Here is a 19,616-nt window from a genome sequence, read left to right as displayed (position 1 = left end):
ACTATTATAACAGAAAGCAGGCAGAAAAGCAGATTCCAAACAAAAAATGAAATTGGATCAGTTTCTTAAATAAATCAAACAAAGATATTGAAAAAGTGAATGATAAATGATATAATTCTATTATTGTTCGTAAAAATTAAAAGGAGATTGATAATGGACAAACTATTTAAACTAAAAGAGAACGGTACAGACGTTCGTACAGAGGTTCTCGCTGGTTTAACAACTTTCTTTGCAATGAGCTATATTCTCTTTGTAAACCCACAAATGCTTTCACAAACAGGGATGCCTGCTCAGGGTGTCTTCCTAGCGACGATTATTGGTGCAGTAGCGGGTACCTTGATGATGGCTTTTTACGCTAACTTACCTTATGCCCAAGCACCAGGTATGGGACTAAATGCCTTCTTTACCTTTACAGTCGTATTTGGACTTGGTTATTCTTGGCAACAAGCCCTAGCTATGGTCTTCATCTGTGGGATTATTTCATTGATTATTACCTTGACAAATGTTCGTAAAATGATCATTGAATCGATTCCAAATGCCCTTCGCTCAGCTATTTCAGCCGGTATCGGTGTCTTCCTTGCCTATGTAGGGATTAAGAATGCTGGACTTTTGAAATTTACGATTGATCCAGGTAACTATACTGTTGTAGGAGAAGGGGCTGACAAAGCTAAAGCAACGATTGCAGCGAACTCTTCAGCGGTTCCAGGATTAGTTGACTTTAATAATCCAGCTGTTTTGGTGGCTCTTGCAGGACTTGCTATCACAATCTTCTTTGTTATCAAAGGAATTAAAGGGGGAATTATCCTCTCTATCTTGACAACAACTGTTCTTGCTATCGCAGTTGGTTTGGTGGATTTATCTAGTATCGATTTTGCTAATAACCATGTTGGTGCAGCCTTTGAAGATTTGAAGATAGTTTTTGGTGCAGCTCTTGGTTCAGAAGGTTTGGGAGCTTTGATTTCAGATACAGCTCGCTTGCCTGAAACTCTGATGGCCATTCTAGCCTTCTCATTGACAGATATTTTTGACACGATTGGTACCTTGATCGGTACAGGTGAAAAAGTTGGTATCGTAGCGACAAATGGTGAAAACCACCAATCAGCTAAGTTGGACAAGGCTCTTTACTCTGACTTGATTGGTACTTCAATTGGTGCCATCGCTGGTACTTCGAACGTAACGACTTATGTTGAGTCTGCTGCTGGTATCGGTGCAGGTGGACGTACTGGTTTGACAGCCTTGGTCGTGGCAATTTGTTTTGCGATCTCAAGCTTCTTTAGCCCACTGTTAGCTATCGTACCTTCATCTGCTACAGCTCCAATCTTGATTATTGTTGGAATTATGATGCTTGGTAGCTTGAAAAATATCCATTGGGACGATATGGCTGAAGCGGTTCCTGCTTTCTTCACATCTATCTTTATGGGATTCAGCTACTCTATCACTCAAGGGATTGCAGTTGGTTTCTTGACTTACACTTTGACTAAGCTTGTCAAAGGTCAAGCTAAAGATGTTCATGTCATGATTTGGATTTTGGATGCCTTATTTATCCTTAACTATATTAGCATGGCCTTATAATAGGATTACCCAGGGGGATTTTTCCCCTTTTTTAATACAAAGGAGATAGGTGATGAAAGAGAAAAATATGTGGAAAGAATTATTGAATCGTGTAGGTTGGTTGTTAATCTTTTTGCTGGCGACAATTTTATATCAGATTCCTATAGGGGTTACTGCTATTTTAACTTTAAATGCAGTACCACTGTTGCAGTCAGGACTGATAGTTGCTGGTATTTCGATTGTAGTTCTGGCACTATTTATTATTGGAGCTCGTAAAACGCAGTTAGCAAGTTTTAATTTTTCTTTTTTTAGAGCGAAGGATTTGGCACGTTTGGGCTTGAGTTATTTAGTTATTATCGGGTCAAATATACTTGGTTCTATCTTGTTACAACTGTCAAATGAGACGACAACAAGTAACCAGTCTCAGATTAACGATATGGTTCAGAATAGTTCTCTGATTTCCAGTTTCTTCTTGCTGGCTTTGCTTGCTCCGATTTGTGAGGAAATCTTGTGCCGTGGGATTGTTCCTAAAAAGATTTTCCGAGGAAAGGAGAACTTGGGATTTGTAGTCGGTACGATTGTGTTTGCTTTATTGCATCAACCAAGTAATTTACCTTCTTTATTGATTTATGGAGGTATGTCGACAGTTCTATCTTGGACGGCTTACAAGACCCAACGTTTGGAAATGTCTATCTTACTTCACATGATTGTGAATGGGGTTGCTTTCTGTTTGTTGGCTCTCGTGGTGATTTTGAGTCGGACATTAGGGATTTCTGTTTAAGATTTTTGACAATTGCTTACTTGTTTCTACTGGGAAAAAGATGAATGCAATCGTGTCCATCTTTTTCTTTTTATGGTAAAATAGAGAAATAATATGGTGAAAAGCCTTGAGGGAGTGACCGATATGTCAAGTAAAGCCAATCATGCAAAGACAGCTATTTGCGGAATTATCAATGTAACCCCAGACTCCTTTTCGGACGGTGGTCAATTTTTTGCTCTTGAGCAGGCACTCCAGCAGGCTCGTAAATTGATAGCAGAAGGAGCCAGCATGCTAGATATCGGCGGAGAATCGACTCGGCCGGGAAGCAGCTATGTTGAGATAGAAGAGGAAATCCAGCGTGTTGTTCCAGTGATTAAAGCGATTCGCAAGGAAAGTGATGTCCTCATCTCTATTGATACTTGGAAGAGTCAGGTAGCAGAGGCTGCTTTGGCTGCTGGTGCCAATCTAGTCAATGATATCACTGGTTTCATGGGTGATGAGAAAATGGCCCATGTGGTTGCTAAGGCTGGTGCGAAAGTAGTCATTATGTTTAATCCAGTCATGGCGCGACCTCAGCATCCTAGCTCGCTCATATTTCCTCATTTTGGATTTAATCAAGCTTTTACAGAGGAAGAGTTAGCTGACTTCGAAAAATTGCCAATCGAAGACTTGATGGAGGCTTTCTTTGACAGAGCCTTAGCGAGAGCAGAGGAAGCTGGGATTGCTCAAGAAAACATCCTGCTGGATCCAGGAATTGGCTTTGGTCTTACCAAGAAAGAAAATCTACTTCTTTTACGGGATCTGGATAAACTACATCAGAAAGGCTATCCAATCTTTCTCGGAGTGTCGCGCAAGCGGTTTGTCATCAATATTCTTGAAGAAAATGGTTTTGAAGTCAATCCTGAGACAGAACTTGGTTTCCGCAATCGAGATACAGCTTCGGCTCATGTAACTAGTATTGCTTCAAGACAGGGTGTAGAAGTGGTGCGCGTGCATGACGTAGCTAGTCACAAGATGGCAGTTGAAATTGCCTCCGCTATTCGTCTGGCTGATGAAGCGGAAAATCTAGATTTAAAACAATACAAATAAGATGAAAGAAATTGAAAATAATCAGTGGATTGCCAACTACCGGACCGACGAACCGCATTTTGGCTTGGAACGCATGGTGGAACTATTAGCTTTGCGTGGAAATCCCCATCTCAAACTCAAGGTCATCCATATCGGAGGGACCAATGGCAAGGGTTCTACCATTGCTTTTTTGAAAAATATGCTGGAAAAGCTAGGGCTGAGAGTTGGCGTGTTTAGCTCACCCTATCTCATTCACTACACAGACCAGATTAGCATCAATGGGGAATCTATCCCAGAGGCTAGACTAGAAGCCCTCATGGCAGACTATCAGTCTTTGTTGGAAGGGGAATCGGCTACCAATTTGCAGGGGACAACTGAGTTTGAAATAATTACAGCTATAGCCTATGATTACTTTGCCTCAGAGCAAGTAGATGTGGCTATCATGGAAGTCGGCATGGGTGGGCTTTTAGATAGTACCAATGTCTGCCAGCCAATTTTAACAGGAATTACGACCATTGGATTGGACCATGTAGCCCTACTTGGTGACACCTTGGAAGCCATAGCAGAGCAGAAAGCTGGTATTATCAAACAAGGTATTCCCTTGGTGACAGGTCGTATTGCTCCAGAAGCTTTGGCTGTGATTGACCGCATTGCGGAAGGGAAAGATGCGCCGAGACTTGCCTACGGGGCAGATTATCAAGTTAGTCACCAAGAGAGTGTGGTAACAGGTGAAGTCTTTGACTATACAAGTGTTGTCAGACAAGGTCGCTTCCAGACTGGCCTGCTTGGTTTGCACCAGATAGAGAATGCTGGGATGGCTATAGCTTTACTTGATACTTTTTGTCAAGAAGATGGTCGAGAGTTACCAGCTAATACTTTGCTTGCTCAAGCCTTGGAAGAAACAAGTTGGTCGGGGCGTTTGGAAATCGTGTCAAGAGATCCCTTGATGATTTTGGATGGAGCCCACAATCCCCATGCTATCAAGGCTTTATTAGCAACCTTGCAAGAACGCTTTGCGGATTATCGTAAGGAAATCCTCTTTACTTGTATCAAAACCAAGGCCTTGGAGGATATGTTGGACTTGTTGGAGCAAATCCAAGATACCGAGGTTACCCTGACACATTTTGACGATAGTCGGGCGACTGATGAAAAAGTGCTGAAAGAGGCAGCCAAGTCTAGAAATCTCAGCCATCAGGGTTGGCAGGATTTTCTAGAGCAGAAATTGACAGATAAAAAAGAAGAGAAAAAAACAGTTAGGATTGTCACAGGTTCCTTGTATTTCTTGAGCCAAGTGAGAGCCTATCTGATGGAGAGGAAAAACGAAAATGGATACACAAAAGATTGAAGCAGCTGTAAAAATGATTATTGAGGCTGTCGGAGAGGACGTTAATCGCGAGGGCTTGCAGGAAACACCTGCTCGTGTCGCTCGTATGTACCAAGAGATTTTTTCAGGTCTTGGTCAAACAGCGGAGGAACATTTGTCAAAATCCTTTGAGATTATTGACGATAATATGGTGGTAGAAAAGGATATTTTTTTCCATACCATGTGTGAACACCACTTCTTGCCATTTTATGGTAGAGCGCATATTGCCTATATTCCAGATGGTCGAGTGGCAGGTTTGTCTAAGCTAGCCCGTACGGTTGAAGTTTATTCGAAAAAGCCGCAAATTCAAGAACGTTTGAATATCGAAGTGGCCGATGCCTTGATGGACTATCTAGGTGCTAAAGGAGCCTTTGTTGTCATTGAGGCGGAACATATGTGTATGAGCATGCGTGGTGTCAGAAAACCAGGCACTGCAACCTTGACGACAGTAGCTCGTGGTCTATTTGAAACAGATAAGGACCTCCGAAATCAGGCTTATCGTTTAATGGGACTATAAAAGAATCCGCTTTGGGCGGATTTTTCTAGAAAGGAATCATTATGGATCAACTGCAGATTAAGGATTTGGAAATTTTTGCCTATCATGGTCTTTTTCCTAGTGAGAAGGAATTGGGGCAAAAATTTATCGTTTCAGCCATCTTATCTTATGATATGACCAAGGCGGCTACAGACTTGGATTTGACGGCCTCTGTCCATTACGGAGAATTGTGTCAGCAGTGGACGACTTGGTTTCAGGAAACAACTGAGGACTTGATTGAAACGGTAGCCTACAAACTGGTAGAACGTACCTTTGAGGCTTATCCTCTTGTCCAAGAAATTAAGCTGGAACTGAAAAAACCTTGGGCGCCAGTGCATTTGCCACTAGATACTTGCTCGGTAACCATTCATCGCCGCAAGCAACGGGCCTTTATCGCCCTAGGAAGTAATATGGGAGATAAACAAGTAAACTTGAAACAAGCCATTGAGAAAATGCGAAATCGAGGTATCCATATTCTCAAAGAGTCCAGTGTCTTGACGACGGAGCCTTGGGGAGGTGTCGAGCAAGATAGCTTTGCTAATCAAGTGGTTGAGGTTGAAACCTGGTTGCCCGCCCCAGTTCTATTAGAGACCTTGTTAGCCATTGAGTCAGAGATGGGAAGGGTGCGAGAAGTGCATTGGGGACCTCGTTTGATTGATTTGGACTTGCTCTTTGTGGAGGATCAGATCCTTTATACAGACGACCTTATATTGCCTCATCCTTACATAGCGGAACGCCTTTTTGTTCTCGAGTCCTTACAGGAAATTGCGCCTCATTTCATCCATCCGACATTAAAGCAACCTATCCGTAACTTGTATAATGCTTTGAAACAATAGAAAAAACTCTAGTTTTCAGTCACTTGCAACTGAAGGCTAGAGTTTTTATACTCTTCGAAAATCTCTTCAAACCACGTCAGCGTCGCCTTACCGTAGGTATGGTTACTGACTTCGTCAGTTCTATCCACAACCTCAAAACAGTGTTTTGAGCAACCTGCGGCTAGCTTCCTAGTTTGCTCTTTGATTTTCATTGAGTATTAAAATAGGTCATTTTCTTCTGGGAGGAGGATAGTTTCTCTACCATCCATGTCTAAAATCAAGACTCTGGGGGGATAAAGAGGGTCAAAGGGATGGTTAAAATCAAAATCAATGGCTGTAGGGAGGTGTTGACTTGAAAAGTGGAAGGTAATTTTTCCTTGGTTATTGAGCAATTGAAACTCGAGTTCTTCTTCCAATTCAAAGACATTTTTTAAGAAATGGTCGATGATATACCAAAAAGAGTCAATGACATCATCAGGCAAGCTGGTAACAATGCCAAAACTAGCTGACCGCATGTGGGTATTGGTAAAAGCCATATTTCTTCCCCCTTTCTTTTCCCTTATCATACAGCAAATAGGATTAAAAATCAAGAAAAGGTGATTTTTTCTTCATAAACATAGCTTCCTATGAAATTTTTTCAAATAATCTTCAAAAAACGCTTGAAAGTGTTTACAAATAGTGATAAAATGGAATAAGTAGAATCATGAAAACGAAATTTTCATACCGTCTCTTTTTTTGGAGTCTCGTGAGGTATGATATAGAAAGGAAATGGAATGAATACAGACGATACAGTAACGATTTATGATGTCGCCCGTGAAGCAGGAGTTTCAATGGCGACAGTTAGCCGTGTAGTCAATGGCAACAAGAATGTAAAAGAGAATACTCGAAAAAAAGTGCTTGAGGTGATTGACCGTTTGGATTACCGTCCAAATGCAGTGGCGCGTGGTCTTGCAAGTAAAAAGACAACCACTGTCGGTGTCGTGATTCCAAATATTACCAATGGCTATTTCTCAACGCTTGCTAAAGGGATTGATGATATCGCTGAAATGTACAAGTATAATATCGTCCTTGCCAATAGTGATGAGGATGATGACAAGGAAGTTTCAGTTGTCAATACATTGTTTTCTAAGCAAGTGGATGGTATCATCTTTATGGGGTACCACTTGACTGAAAAAATTCGTTCAGAGTTTTCTCGTTCTCGAACACCAGTTGTTCTTGCAGGAACTGTGGATGTAGAACATCAGCTTCCAAGTGTCAATATTGACTACAAACAAGCAACGATTGATGCAGTAACCTACCTTGCTAAAGAGAACGAGCGCATTGCTTTCGTTAGTGGTCCGTTAGTGGATGACATCAATGGTAAGGTTCGTTTGGTTGGCTACAAGGAAGCCTTGAAAAAAGCAGGTATTTCTTATAGCGAAGGATTGGTATTTGAATCCAAATACACTTATGAAGACGGTTATGCCTTGGCAGAACGCTTGATTTCATCAAACGCAACTGCAGCAGTTGTAACAGGTGATGAGTTGGCAGCAGGTGTCTTGAACGGCCTTGCTGATAAGGGTGTGTCAGTACCAGAAGAATTTGAAATCATTACTAGTGATGATTCACAAGTATCTCGCTTTACCCGTCCAAACTTGACCACTATTGCCCAACCTCTTTATGACCTTGGTGCTATAAGTATGCGTATGTTGACTAAGATTATGCACAAGGAAGAGTTGGAAGAACGTGAAGTTCTCTTACCTCATGGTTTGACAGAACGTCGCTCAACACGAAAACGTAAATAGAAAAAATCAGGGAATCGTGTAGATTTCCTGATTTGTTTTTAGAGAAGAGACTTACCCTTCCATATAGTCTTTCAAAGCCTGTCCTGTTAGTCCGGCATTGAGGGCGATGAGGAGTTTCAAACGGGCTTTTTGGGCGTTGAGTTCTTTAACAAAGAAAACGCCTGATTTTTGCAACTGTACGCCTCCACCCTGGTAGGCATAAACAGGTTCGGCAATACCGTTAAAGCATCGTGATACCAGAGCGACTGGGATTCCTTTTTGCAGAAGGCTTTCTAATTTTTGAGCCGTTTCTTTGGGAATATTACCAGCTCCGAAGGCTTGGATAATCAAACCATCCAATTGATCTAAATCCAGCATATCAATCAGCTCATCTGTCATACCAGCATAAGCAGAGATGATAGGGACTAAGCCTTGTATGTGATTAAGGTCAAAGCGAACACGAGATTCAGCTGTTTTGAAGTAGAGGATTTCCCGCTTCGTAATCAGACCAAGTGGCCCATGTGTTGGGGTCTGGAAGGTGCCGACGTTGGTCGTATGCGTTTTGGTAACATACTTGGCAGCATGGATTTCATCGTTCATAACAACCAAAACCCCTTTGTCCGCAGCCCTGTCATCGCTAGCCACCCGTAAAGCACTCAGATAGTTATAAACACCGTCGCTGCCGAGTTCGTTAGAGCTACGCATGGCCCCTGTTAGAACGATAGGCATATGGGGAACTTCCATGGTATCAAGGAAATAGGCTGTTTCCTCTAAAGTATCGGTTCCGTGTGTGATCACCACTCCATCGTAGTTAGCAGCTTCCTCTTTAATTTTCTGGTAGAGGGCCAGCATATGTTTGGGTTTGATATGGGGGCTTGGTAGGTTAAAAAAGTCCAAGGCGTGGACTTGGATTCCTTCAAGAGGATTGGACACATGGTTCATGGGATTATCTGAACTTGTCACAACAGCGCCAGAAGCATCGGCCTGCATGGAAATAGTCCCACCCGTATGTAAAACAAGGATTTTCTTAGGCATGATTTACTCACTCTTTCTGAAATGTGGTATAATCATTGTATCACAAAAGGGGAGATTGGGATAGGATGGAAGTCAAAGCTGTTTTTTTTGATATCGATGGAACCTTGGTCAACGATCGCAAGAGTGTTTTGAAATCCACTAAGGATGCGATTAAAATAGTCAAAGAACAAGGGGTGCTTGTCGGCGTAGCGACAGGACGAGGACCTTTTTTTGTTAAGGAATTGATGGACGATTTAGATCTAGATTTCGCAGTAACCTATAATGGCCAGTATATCTTTACTAAAGACAGAGTCTTGTTCACGAGTCCTATTTCCAAGTTACATTTGCGCCAGCTTATTACGTATGCTAAAAAAGAGGGTAAGGAGATTGCCCTAGGGACAAAGGATGCCATGTTGGGTTCTAAAATCATGTCCTTTGGTTTGGGTTCTTTTTCCCAACGAATCAGTCGCTTCGTTCCCTCAGTTTTAACTCGGACGGTGAGTTATTCCTTTAATCGTATGGTCAGCAAGGTTGTTCCCCAAAAGGAAGAGGACCTACTTGATCTAATGAATCAGCCTATCTACCAAGTCTTGATGCTGATGACGCCAGAAGAATCTGAGAAGGCGGCAGCTGATTTTGAAGACTTGAAATTGACACGTAGCAATCCTTTTGCAGCAGATGTCATCAATCAAGGAAACTCTAAATTGGAAGGCATTCGCCGAGTTGGGAAAGAATATGGCTTTGACCTCAACCAAGTCATGGCCTTTGGTGACTCAGATAACGACCTAGAAATGCTGGCGGGTGTCGGTATGTCGGTCGCTATGGGAAATGGTAGTAGCAGTGTCAAGGAAGTTGCCAAGCACATCACCACTAGCAATCAGCAAGACGGAATCCACAAGGCCTTGGAACATTTTGGTGTTCTGGCCTCAGAAAAAGTCTTTGTTAGCCGTGACTATCATTTCAATAAGGTCAAGACCTTCCACCACATGATGGATGAACGAACCCAAGAAGAACCTCGAGCTTGGGATTTAGAAGGTGCAACCCACAGGGCTGGCTTTAAAATAGAAGAATTGGTGGAATTTGTTAGAGCTGCCAGTCCTTCTGAAGAGGACTTTGGTCAAGCTCTATCGCAACTTCATCAAGCTCTTGATAAGGCGGCAGATAAAGTAGCTAAGAAGACGCCTGCACAGCAAGATTTGATAGGTCAGGTAGATGCCCTGATTGACACGCTTTACTTCACCTATGGTAGTTTTGTTTTGATGGGGGTGGATCCAGAACGTATTTTTGATATTGTCCATCAGGCCAATATGGGGAAAATTTTCCCAGATGGCAAGGCTCATTTTGATCCAGTGACCCATAAAATCTTAAAACCAGATGATTGGGAAGAAAAATATGCTCCAGAGCCTGCTATTAAAAAGGAACTGCAGCGCCAACTCAAGGCTTATGAACGCCATAAAGAGAGAAATAAATCGTAAACAAAAAGTAAATAAAAAGGAGCTAGGGGCTCCTTTTCTTCGTGACTATAAGGTTTTTTCTTGTTCTCTCACAACCAGCAAATCGACCTTAGCATGGCGGAGAATGTATTCAGATGAAGAGCCGACCAAGAGGCGTTCAAAGGCGTTGAGACCAGTTGCGCCAACGAGGATGAGGTCCACTTCTTCGGCATCGGGAATAGTACGTGCCAGTAGGGTCTTTGGATTTCCCATTTCAATGACGATATGAACATTTGCCACACCAGCATCTTTAGCACGTTTTTCGTACTCTTTCATCAGACTTTCAGCGTCGACTTGGAGTTCTTCATAAACTTCAGCATCAAAGGTGGATACGCTTTGGAGTGCGCGTGTGTCAATGACATGTGCGATGGTGAGTTTAGCGTCGTTTCGTAGAGCAGAATGAACTCCCTTGACAAAAGCCAAGTCTGCTTCTTTAGAACCATCGATTGCAACCATGATATTTTGGTAACGTTGTGCCATAATGAAACCTCCTGAAATTTTCTTACTATAATTGTAAACCTTTTCACTATAGAAGTAAAGCAAAAAAAGTATTTTTCAAAAGAATGTTAGCGTTTAAAATCTATATAAATATATGATAAAATAAAAGAAAGGATAGCAGGAAAGAAGTGAAGGGAGGGAGAATGATGAAAAACGCTTTTAAAAAATCAAATTTCCTTTATTATGGAATCATCCTAGTTTCAGTCTTGCTAGAAGTTATTATGATCTGGCAATTAGAGAGTCTGGTACCGCTTCTTTATCCAGGTTTTATTGGTTTTTTAGTCTTTCATTTACTCTACCATCTAATTTTATTCCTAGTTGCAAAACGAAGTGGGCGTTGGGGTTACTTGGTGATATGGGGGCTTTTCCTCATGTTCAATCTTCTTTATGACTCCTTTTTAGGCTTGCTTTTTCTAGGTTTATCTTTTGGTATGTGATGTTTTTTGGCAAAACACCTGCTATCTCCCCTGTCTTGACCTCGCTTTTAGCGAGGTTTTTCTTCTATCTTAATCTAGTAAAACATTTCAGCAAACTTGTCGCATTCCCTTTCTAGTGGTATAATGTTACTATCCTGATGAATTGAGGAAACAAGATGAAAGAATATAACAAGTCTAGTAAGTTAGAGCATGTTGCTTATGATATCCGTGGTCCTGTTTTGGAAGAAGCCATGCGGATGCGAGCAAACGGAGAAAAGATTTTACGTCTGAATACAGGAAATCCAGCAGAATTTGGCTTTACAGCCCCAGATGAGGTCATTCATGACTTGATTATGAATGCGCGTGATAGTGAGGGATATTCTGACTCCAAAGGGATTTTCTCAGCCCGTAAGGCCATCATGCAGTATTGTCAATTGAAGAAATTCCCAAATGTAGATATTGATGATATCTACCTTGGAAATGGTGTCAGTGAGTTGATTGTCATGTCTATGCAGGGGCTTTTGGATAACGGAGATGAGGTCTTGGTGCCTATGCCAGACTATCCTCTATGGACAGCTGCTGTCAGCCTAGCTGGAGGAAATGCCGTTCATTATATTTGTGATGAAGCTGCAGAATGGTACCCAGATATTGACGATATCAAGTCAAAAATCACTTCCAATACCAAGGCAATCGTCCTTATCAATCCAAACAACCCAACTGGGGCACTTTATCCTAAGGAACTCTTGCTGGAGATTATTGAGATTGCCCGTCAAAATGATTTGATCATCTTTGCGGATGAAATCTACGACCGCATGGTAATGGATGGGCATGTGCATACGCCTGTGGCGAGCTTGGCACCAGATGTCTTCTGTGTTAGCATGAATGGTCTGTCAAAATCGCACCGTATTGCAGGTTTCCGTGTAGGTTGGATGGTCTTGTCTGGACCTAAGACTCATGTCAAGGGCTATATCGAAGGTCTCAATATGTTGTCCAATATGCGCCTTTGCTCTAATGTTTTGGCCCAACAAGTCGTACAAACTTCCTTGGGTGGTCACCAATCAGTCGATGAATTGCTTCTTCCAGGTGGACGAATTTACGAGCAAAGAAACTTCATCTACAATGCCATTCAAGATATTCCAGGTTTGTCTGCCGTTAAACCCAAGGCTGGACTCTATATCTTCCCTAAAATCGACCGCAATATGTACCGTATCGATGATGATGAACAGTTTGTTCTTAATTTCTTGAAACAGGAAAAGGTTCTCTTGGTTCATGGTCGAGGCTTTAACTGGCAGGAACCAGACCACTTCCGTATTGTTTACCTTCCTCGTGTCGATGAACTGGCCCAAATCCAAGAAAAGATGACTCGATTCTTAAAACAGTATCGTAGATAGGGCTTACATTTGAAAAAGCTGGAAACATTTGCCTTGAGCTATTGACAAAAGTGAAAGAATCAGATAGAATAGTAAAGTATGTTTAGTAACTGATCACTTTATAGCCGGCTAAACGAATACAAAATCTATGAGGAGGTATTCATCGTGAAACGTACTTATCAACCAAGTAAACTTCGTCGTGCGCGCAAACACGGATTCCGTAACCGTATGTCAACTAAAAACGGTCGTCGCGTATTGGCAGCTCGTCGTCGTAAAGGACGCAAAGTTTTGGCTGCATAATCCAAACGAACCATAACAAAAATCAGTAGGAACTCGAGTCTACTGATTTTTATTTTTGTAAAAAAGTTAAAAAGGCTTTATATTTTTGCTCAAATAGTGTATAATATTTCACATACTGTAAAAAATGGAGAATAATCATGAAGAAATCAAAAGTTATGCTTTTTGGAGCTATGGCTTTGACAGCAGGTCTAGCTCTAGCGGCATGCGGGTCATCCCAATCAAGCAATGCAGACAAGACATACTCTTATATCTTTGTCAGCAACCCTGATACCTTGGATTACATTACCTCTACAAGAGACTCTACATCTAGTATCACAACCAACTTGATTGATGGGTTGTTGGAAAATGACCAGTATGGCAATCTCATCCCCTCTATGGCTGAGTCATGGACAGTATCAAAAGATGGTTTGACCTACACTTATAAGATCCGTCAGGGGGCTAAATGGTACACTTCTGAAGGAGAAGAGTATGCGGACGTAACAGCTCATGACTTTGTGACAGGTCTCAAGTATGCGGCTGATAAAAAAGCTGAAAACTTGTACTTGGTACAAGACTCTATCAAGGGTCTAGCAGACTATGTTGAAGGGAAATCATCTGATTTTGGAACTGTTGGTGTTAAGGCAGTGGATGATTACACACTCCAATACACCCTCAACCAACCTGAGACTTATTGGAACTCTAAAACAACAGCAAGTATCCTTAGTCCTGTAAATGAAGCCTTCTTGAAGTCTCAGGGAGATGACTTTGGAAGTGTGACACCATCAAGTATCTTGTCAAATGGTCCTTACTTGTTTAAATCCTTCACATCCAAATCTTTGATTGAATTTGATAAAAACCCTAATTACTGGGATAAGGATAATGTTAAAATCGAGAAAGTGAAACTTTCTTTCTTTGACGGTTCTGACCAAGACAGCATTGCTAGAGGTTTCTTGGATGGTAACTATACAGATGGTCGTATCTTCCCAACAAGTTCAGTCTTTGCTGAACTCAAGAAGGGAAATGAGGACAAGATTACCTATACACCACAAAACTCAGTTACTTTCTATTATCTTTTCAACGTCAATCGTCAAAGCTACAAGCAGACTATGAAACAGTCTGATAAGGAAAAGACAGATTCACGCGCAGCTATGCAGAATAAAGATTTCCGTCAGGCTATCAACTTTGCCTTTGACCGTCATGCTTATGCAGCGCAGACAAATGGTGAAGATGGAGCAGACCGTATCTTGCGTAACACGATTACACCAAGTAACTTTGTCCAAGTTGGCGATAAGAACTTCGGTGATATTGTCAATGAAAAAATTGTCAACTACGGTAAAGATTGGGCAAATATCAACCTAAACGATGGTAAGCAAGCCTTCTTGAACCCTGACAAGGCCAAAGAGAAATTTGCTAAGGCTAAAGAAAGTCTGCAAGCTCAGGGAGTAACCTTCCCAATTCATTTGGATATGCCAGTTGACCAGACTGCTAAGTTAGATGTGCAACAGGCTGGCTCTCTCAAACAAACAGTAGAAGCCACTCTTGGTAAGGATAATGTTGTCATCGATGTTATCCAACTTTCTCCAGATGAAAAAGATCAGGCAACCTACTTTGCAGATACAGCAGAACAAAAAGACTACGATATTGACGTCTCAGGATGGGGTGGAGACTACTCAGATCCGAAGACTTACCTAGCTATCCTTGACCCAGAGACAGGTTCTCAGTTGAAAAACATGGGCTTGTCTGAAGGAAAAGACAAGGAAGTTAAGGACAAGATTGGTCTTGCTGACTACAAGAAACTCTTGGATCAGGCTGATGAGGAAATCACAGATACTCAAGCTCGCTATGAAAAATATGCTGAAGCCCAAGCTTGGTTGACAGATAGTGCCCTTTTCCTACCAGTTCAAAGTGGTGGAGCTAACCCAATCTTCCGTAAGACTGTACCGTTTACAGGTCCATTCTCATTTGTTGGTCATAAGGGAAATGCGGACAACTACAAATATGTTGAACTGCAAAAAGAGCCAGTAACCGCTAAACAGTACCAAGAACTCTATGAAAAATGGCTGAAAGAAAAAGCTGAGTCAAATAAAAAAGCTCAGGAAGATTTAGCTAACCACATTCAATGATATTCCTAGTCATGCTTTTCAGTTAATACTCTTCGAAAATCTCTTCAAACCACGTCAGCGTTGCCTTACCGTATATATGGTTACTGACTTCGTCAGTTCTATCTGCAACCTCAAAACAGTGTTTTGAGCTGACTTCGTCAGTTTCATCTACGACCTCAAAGTAGTGCTTTGAGCAGCCTGCGGCTAGCTTCCTAGTTTGCTCTTTGATTTTCATTGAGTATAAGCATAGTGGCTGAATTCAGAAAAGGCCCTACCAGAAGCAAGAAGCGTCTGGTAGGGCCTTTTCTTTATTCTTTTAAGTGATAAGAGTAGCTAGCGACAACGACGTCTTGGTGCCAACGAAGGGCGTATTTGAGTTTGAGACTCATCTGATTGTGCAGGATATTTTGCCAAGGTTTATTAGGGATAAACTGGGGGACGAGGACAGTGACTGTATAGTTCTTTTTCTGAGCTTCCTCGGAAATCCGTTTGACATACTTGACAGTAGGGGTGATGATGTCACGATAGCTGGTCTTGATATTTTTCAGAGTAATGGTTGGGAAGTAATCGGCAAATTCTTGGAGAATTTCTTGGTCTTTTTCTGCGGTTTCCTTTGTAGAAATGTGCATGGCTAAGACTTCGTCACCGATACTTTGGGCATAGTTAATGGCTCCGACGCTGACTCTGGTAACATTTCCTACTAGGACGAGGACAAGATTGCCATCGTAGGTACGTTTTTCGATTCCTTCATAGAGTCGCAGTTGTTGGGCTACTTTTTGGTAATGACTGTGAATTGCTAAGAAGAGTAGGGTGAGTACGAGAATAATCGGGAAGAAGGGCCAGATATCACTGAGACGGAAAAAGAGCAAGATTAGTACAATCGCGTAGCAAATGATTGCCCCAAGGATATTAGCAAGAGCAGGTTTTAAGAAATTTGCTCCTTTTTCTTTTTTCCAATGGCGAATCATCCCAGTCTGAGAAAGGGCAAAGGGCACGAATACACCGATAGTATAGAGAGGAATCAAACGTTCGGTATTGCCATTAAAAATGAGAAGAAGAATCATAGCCCCAAATGCCAGAGTTAAAATTCCATTGGAGTAGCCTAGGCGGTCTCCTTTTTCCATAAAGAGATGGGGCATGTATTTATTTTTAGCCATATTGTAAGCCAGCATAGGGAAGGCCGAAAAGCCAGTATTTGCAGCTACTGCTAAAATCAAGGCTGTGGAGAATTGGAAGATATAATAGCCAAGGTGACCTAAGAAGGAATTACCAAGGATGCCTTGAGCCATCTGTGAAAGAATAGTTTCTCCGTGTTGAGGCATAATCCCCATCCAGTAGTTTAGGAAGGTAATGCATGCAAAAAGAAAACCTAAAATCAAGGCCATGATGGTCAAGGTCTGAGCAGCATTCTTTTCTTTCGGAGTCTTGAAAAAGGGAACGGCATTTGAAATAGCTTCAACTCCTGTCAGAGAGGCAGAGCCGCTGGTAAAGGCTCTTAGAATGAGAACTATAGACAGGCTCGGAACAGCATGCCCAATAGGTGAAGTTGCCTGATAGCTGAGAGACCCTGTCATTAGTTGAAAGATTCCGTAGAGCAAGAGAAAGACAGTACTGATGATAAAGAGATAGACAGGAATCATCAGTGAACTGGCAGATTCTTTTAAGCCCCGTAAATTCAAGAGCATAAGCAAGCAAACTAGAAAAATGGAAATGTGGAGGTTGTAAGGGTGTAGAGCAGGGAGAGCTGCTGTGATAGCATCGGCTCCAGATGCAACAGATACCGCTACGGTCAGCATGTAGTCAACTAGCAGACTACCTCCAGCGATTAAGCCAAGTTCGGGAGATAGATTTTCTCGAGTAACCATATAGGCCCCTCCCCCTTGAGGGTAGGCATGGATGATTTGACGGTAGGAGACGGTCAGGCTAGATAGGAGCAGGAGGACAAAGAGGCCGATAGGAAGGCTCCACCATATCGCAAGAGGAGAGAGACTAGCCAAGACGAGGACTACTTGCTCAGGCCCATAGGCAATGGAAGATAGAGCGTCGCTTGACAACATGGCCAAGGCCTGCATTTTTCCCAGCAGACCTCCCTCGCCTTCTGTTAAGGATTTAAGAGGACGACCGATAAAAGTCTGTTTTAATTTTGTAAACATGGTATTTTCCTTTTCTGAAAATTTCAATAAGTGCTATTATACTGCTTTGGGAAAATAGCGTCAAGAGAGGACGATGGATTTTAGAATATTTTGTACAGATGAGGAGAGAGGTCAGTTTTTTTGCTATAATAGTAGATAGAAAACGAGGTTAGAAGAGATGATTTTTGATACACATACACACTTGAATGTAGAAGAATTTGCAGGTCGTGAGGCAGAAGAAATTACCTTGGCTGCTGAGATGGGTGTGACACAGATGAATATTGTTGGTTTTGATAAACCGACGATTGAGCGTGCTTTGGAGTTGGTGGATGAGTACGACCAACTCTACGCGACTATTGGTTGGCATCCGACAGAAGCGGGGACTTACACGGAGGAGATTGAAGCCTACTTGCTTGATAAGCTCAAGCATCCAAAGGTAGTTGCCTTGGGTGAGATTGGTTTGGATTACCATTGGATGACAGCGCCAAAAGAGGTGCAGGAGCAGGTTTTTCGCCGTCAGATTCAGTTATCTAAGGACTTGGATTTGCCTTTTGTTGTCCATACCCGTGATGCGTTGGAAGATACCTATGAGATTATCAAGAGCGAGGGCGTTGGTCCTCGAGGTGGTATCATGCATTCATTTTCAGGGACGCTTGAGTGGGCAGAGAAGTTTGTCGAGCTTGGTATGACCATTTCCTTCTCAGGAGTGGTGACTTTCAAGAAGGCAACTGACATCCAAGAAGCAGCTAAAGAGTTACCTTTGGACAAGATTTTGGTGGAAACGGATGCTCCCTACTTGGCTCCTGTTCCTAAACGTGGTCGTGAAAATAAAACAGCCTACACTCGCTATGTAGTGGACTTTATCGCTGACTTGCGTGGCATGACGGCAGAAGAGCTAGCGGCGGTAACAACTGCAAATGCGGAGCGAATTTTTGGATTGGATAGCAAATAATGAAAGAAAAAATTTCTCAAGTTATCGTGGTCGAAGGGCGCGATGATACGGCCAATCTCAAACGTTACTTCGATGTAGAGACCTATGAGACCCGAGGTTCTGCCATCAATGATCAGGATATAGAGCGGATTCAGCGCTTGCACCAACGTCATGGAGTCATTGTCTTTACAGACCCAGATTTTAATGGGGAGCGGATTCGGCGCATGATCATGACGGCCATTCCAACGGTTCAGCATGCCTTCCTCAAACGAGATGAAGCTGTTCCCAAGTCCAAAACCAAGGGGCGTTCTCTGGGAATTGAGCATGCCAGCTATGAAGATTTGAAAACGGCTCTAGCTCAGGTGACAGAACAATTTGAACATGAGAGTCAGTTTGACATCAGTCGTAGCGACTTGATTCGCCTTGGTTTTCTAGCAGGGTCAGACAGCCGTAAGCGCAGAGAATATCTAGGAGAGGCTCTCCGAATCGGCTATTCCAACGGCAAGCAACTCCTCAAACGCCTAGAGTTGTTTGGGGTCACCTTGGCGGAAGTGGAAGAAGCTATGAAATCTTATGAGAACAGCTAAGTAGACCCCAAAATACAAGGGGAATGTGTTACAATAGTAGTAACAGATAATAGAAAAGAGAATAGATGAGAATTGCAGATTACAGCGTGACCAAGGCAGTGCTGGAGCGTCACGGTTTTACCTTTAAAAAGTCCTTCGGGCAAAATTTCTTGACGGATACCAATATTCTTCAAAAAATCGTGGATACGGCTGAGATTGATGACCAGGTTAATGTCATCGAAATCGGGCCAGGGATTGGTGCCTTGACCGAGTTTCTGGCTGAGCGTGCAGCAGAGGTCATGGCCTTTGAAATTGACCATCGTTTGGTACCGATTTTGGCAGATACCTTGCGTGATTTTGACAATGTTACCGTAGTCAACGAGGACATTCTCAAAGTTGATTTGGCGCAACATATCCAGAATTTCAAAAATCCTGACCTGCCAATCAAGGTAGTGGCTAATTTACCTTACTACATCACGACGCCTATTCTCATGCACTTAATCGAGAGTGGGATTCCTTTTAGTGAGTTTGTTGTTATGATGCAGAAAGAAGTGGCAGACCGCATTTCAGCCCAGCCGAATACCAAGGCTTACGGTAGCTTGTCGATTGCGGTGCAGTATTACATGACTGCCAAGGTTGCTTTCATCGTGCCTCGTACGGTCTTTGTGCCAGCGCCAAACGTGGACTCTGCTATTTTGAAAATGGTGCGTCGTCCAGAACCAGCCGTAGCAGTGGAAGACGAGAACTTCTTCTTTAAGGTTTCTAAGGCTAGTTTCACCCATCGTCGCAAGACCTTGTGGAACAATTTGACAGGTTACTTTGGCAAGACTGAAGAGGTCAAGGACAAGCTGACCAAGGCTTTGGACCAAGCAGGCTTGTCACCAAGTGTACGTGGGGAAGCCCTCAGCTTGGCAGAATTTGCCAGCCTAGCAGATGCACTTAAAGGGCAAGGACTCTAAG

General features: G+C 42.5%; 19 protein-coding genes. 15 read left to right on the top strand and 4 right to left on the bottom strand.

The window, feature by feature from the left end; genetic code table 11:
* Window positions 1–153 precede the first annotated feature (153 nt).
* From CBI42_RS01380 to folK, 6 genes are all read left to right on the top strand, one after another.
* On the top strand, window positions 154–1,572 hold the full coding sequence (locus CBI42_RS01380; RefSeq protein WP_094753051.1) for an NCS2 family permease: 1,419 nt from the start codon (window positions 154–156) through the stop codon (window positions 1,570–1,572).
* Between the two features lie 52 nt (window positions 1,573–1,624).
* On the top strand, window positions 1,625–2,332 hold the full coding sequence (locus tag CBI42_RS01375; protein WP_070480149.1) for a CPBP family intramembrane glutamic endopeptidase: 708 nt from the start codon (window positions 1,625–1,627) through the stop codon (window positions 2,330–2,332).
* A gap of 93 nt (window positions 2,333–2,425) precedes the next feature.
* Window positions 2,426–3,400 carry a dihydropteroate synthase gene (gene folP / locus CBI42_RS01370; RefSeq protein ID WP_179211343.1) on the top strand — a complete coding sequence of 325 codons (975 nt, stop codon included), beginning with the start codon at window positions 2,426–2,428 and terminating at the stop codon, window positions 3,398–3,400.
* 1 nt (window position 3,401) lies between these two features.
* Window positions 3,402–4,724, top strand: a complete 1,323-nt coding sequence (locus CBI42_RS01365) for a bifunctional folylpolyglutamate synthase/dihydrofolate synthase (RefSeq protein WP_094753050.1) — start codon at window positions 3,402–3,404, stop codon at window positions 4,722–4,724.
* Window positions 4,705–5,259: a GTP cyclohydrolase I FolE gene (folE, locus tag CBI42_RS01360; RefSeq protein ID WP_070480152.1), complete on the top strand. Its 555-nt coding sequence runs from the start codon at window positions 4,705–4,707 to the stop codon at window positions 5,257–5,259. Before CBI42_RS01365 ends, folE begins: the two co-directional genes overlap by 20 nt.
* A 41-nt stretch (window positions 5,260–5,300) precedes the next feature.
* A complete protein-coding gene (gene folK / locus CBI42_RS01355) occupies window positions 5,301–6,113 on the top strand; it encodes a 2-amino-4-hydroxy-6-hydroxymethyldihydropteridine diphosphokinase (protein WP_070480153.1) in 813 nt (270 codons plus the stop codon).
* A gap of 197 nt (window positions 6,114–6,310) precedes the next feature.
* On the opposite strand, the gene CBI42_RS01345 is transcribed toward folK, so the two are convergent.
* Window positions 6,311–6,628, bottom strand: a complete 318-nt coding sequence (locus CBI42_RS01345; RefSeq protein WP_070480154.1) for a DUF960 domain-containing protein — start codon at window positions 6,626–6,628, stop codon at window positions 6,311–6,313.
* Between the two features lie 237 nt (window positions 6,629–6,865).
* Here CBI42_RS01345 and ccpA point away from each other — a divergent pair, with 237 nt between their 5' ends.
* Window positions 6,866–7,876, top strand: coding sequence for a catabolite control protein A (gene ccpA / locus CBI42_RS01340; RefSeq protein WP_001090628.1), 1,011 nt, complete (start codon window positions 6,866–6,868; stop codon window positions 7,874–7,876).
* Between the two features lie 51 nt (window positions 7,877–7,927).
* Here ccpA and CBI42_RS01335 read toward each other — a convergent pair whose 3' ends face one another.
* Window positions 7,928–8,890, bottom strand: a complete 963-nt coding sequence (locus CBI42_RS01335; RefSeq protein WP_070480155.1) for an asparaginase — start codon at window positions 8,888–8,890, stop codon at window positions 7,928–7,930.
* 65 nt (window positions 8,891–8,955) lie between these two features.
* Between CBI42_RS01335 and CBI42_RS01330 the strand changes: the two genes are divergently transcribed.
* Window positions 8,956–10,344 (top strand): Cof-type HAD-IIB family hydrolase, encoded by a 1,389-nt coding sequence (locus CBI42_RS01330; RefSeq protein WP_094753049.1) that lies wholly within the window; start codon window positions 8,956–8,958, stop codon window positions 10,342–10,344.
* 45 nt (window positions 10,345–10,389) lie between these two features.
* On the opposite strand, the gene CBI42_RS01325 is transcribed toward CBI42_RS01330, so the two are convergent.
* On the bottom strand, window positions 10,390–10,842 hold the full coding sequence (locus CBI42_RS01325; protein WP_004260486.1) for a universal stress protein: 453 nt from the start codon (window positions 10,840–10,842) through the stop codon (window positions 10,390–10,392).
* A 161-nt stretch (window positions 10,843–11,003) separates the two neighbouring features.
* Here CBI42_RS01325 and CBI42_RS01320 point away from each other — a divergent pair, with 161 nt between their 5' ends.
* The 4 genes from CBI42_RS01320 (at window position 11,004) to CBI42_RS01305 (ending at window position 15,048) form a co-directional block, all read left to right on the top strand.
* Window positions 11,004–11,297 (top strand): hypothetical protein, encoded by a 294-nt coding sequence (locus tag CBI42_RS01320; protein ID WP_179211342.1) that lies wholly within the window; start codon window positions 11,004–11,006, stop codon window positions 11,295–11,297.
* Window positions 11,298–11,452: 155 nt separating this feature from the next.
* A complete protein-coding gene (locus CBI42_RS01315; RefSeq protein ID WP_000666457.1) occupies window positions 11,453–12,667 on the top strand; it encodes a pyridoxal phosphate-dependent aminotransferase in 1,215 nt (404 codons plus the stop codon).
* 144 nt (window positions 12,668–12,811) lie between these two features.
* A complete protein-coding gene (gene rpmH / locus CBI42_RS01310) occupies window positions 12,812–12,946 on the top strand; it encodes a 50S ribosomal protein L34 (RefSeq protein ID WP_000831905.1) in 135 nt (44 codons plus the stop codon).
* 137 nt (window positions 12,947–13,083) lie between these two features.
* Window positions 13,084–15,048, top strand: coding sequence for a peptide ABC transporter substrate-binding protein (locus CBI42_RS01305; RefSeq protein WP_094753047.1), 1,965 nt, complete (start codon window positions 13,084–13,086; stop codon window positions 15,046–15,048).
* A 287-nt stretch (window positions 15,049–15,335) separates the two neighbouring features.
* Here CBI42_RS01305 and CBI42_RS01295 read toward each other — a convergent pair whose 3' ends face one another.
* Window positions 15,336–17,180 (bottom strand): APC family permease, encoded by a 1,845-nt coding sequence (locus CBI42_RS01295; RefSeq protein ID WP_094753046.1) that lies wholly within the window; start codon window positions 17,178–17,180, stop codon window positions 15,336–15,338.
* Between the two features lie 157 nt (window positions 17,181–17,337).
* On the opposite strand from CBI42_RS01295, the gene CBI42_RS01290 reads away from it, so the two are divergent.
* The 3 genes from CBI42_RS01290 (at window position 17,338) to rsmA (ending at window position 19,615) form a co-directional block, all read left to right on the top strand.
* The gene (locus tag CBI42_RS01290; protein WP_049543701.1) at window positions 17,338–18,111 is read left to right on the top strand and encodes a TatD family hydrolase; all 774 of its coding nucleotides are present in this window, start codon (window positions 17,338–17,340) and stop codon (window positions 18,109–18,111) included.
* Window positions 18,111–18,677: a ribonuclease M5 gene (gene rnmV / locus CBI42_RS01285; RefSeq protein WP_094753045.1), complete on the top strand. Its 567-nt coding sequence runs from the start codon at window positions 18,111–18,113 to the stop codon at window positions 18,675–18,677. The genes CBI42_RS01290 and rnmV overlap by 1 nt, the downstream gene beginning before the upstream one ends.
* 65 nt (window positions 18,678–18,742) lie before the next feature.
* The gene (rsmA, locus tag CBI42_RS01280; protein WP_001216838.1) at window positions 18,743–19,615 is read left to right on the top strand and encodes a 16S rRNA (adenine(1518)-N(6)/adenine(1519)-N(6))-dimethyltransferase RsmA; all 873 of its coding nucleotides are present in this window, start codon (window positions 18,743–18,745) and stop codon (window positions 19,613–19,615) included.
* The last annotated feature ends 1 nt before the right edge of the window (window position 19,616 follow it).

The sequence above is a fragment of the Streptococcus sp. KR genome (assembly GCF_002238115.1).
Lineage (GTDB): Bacteria > Bacillota > Bacilli > Lactobacillales > Streptococcaceae > Streptococcus.
The sequence above is the reverse complement of the archived record's forward strand: the minus strand, read 5'-3'. Positions and strand labels throughout refer to the sequence as shown.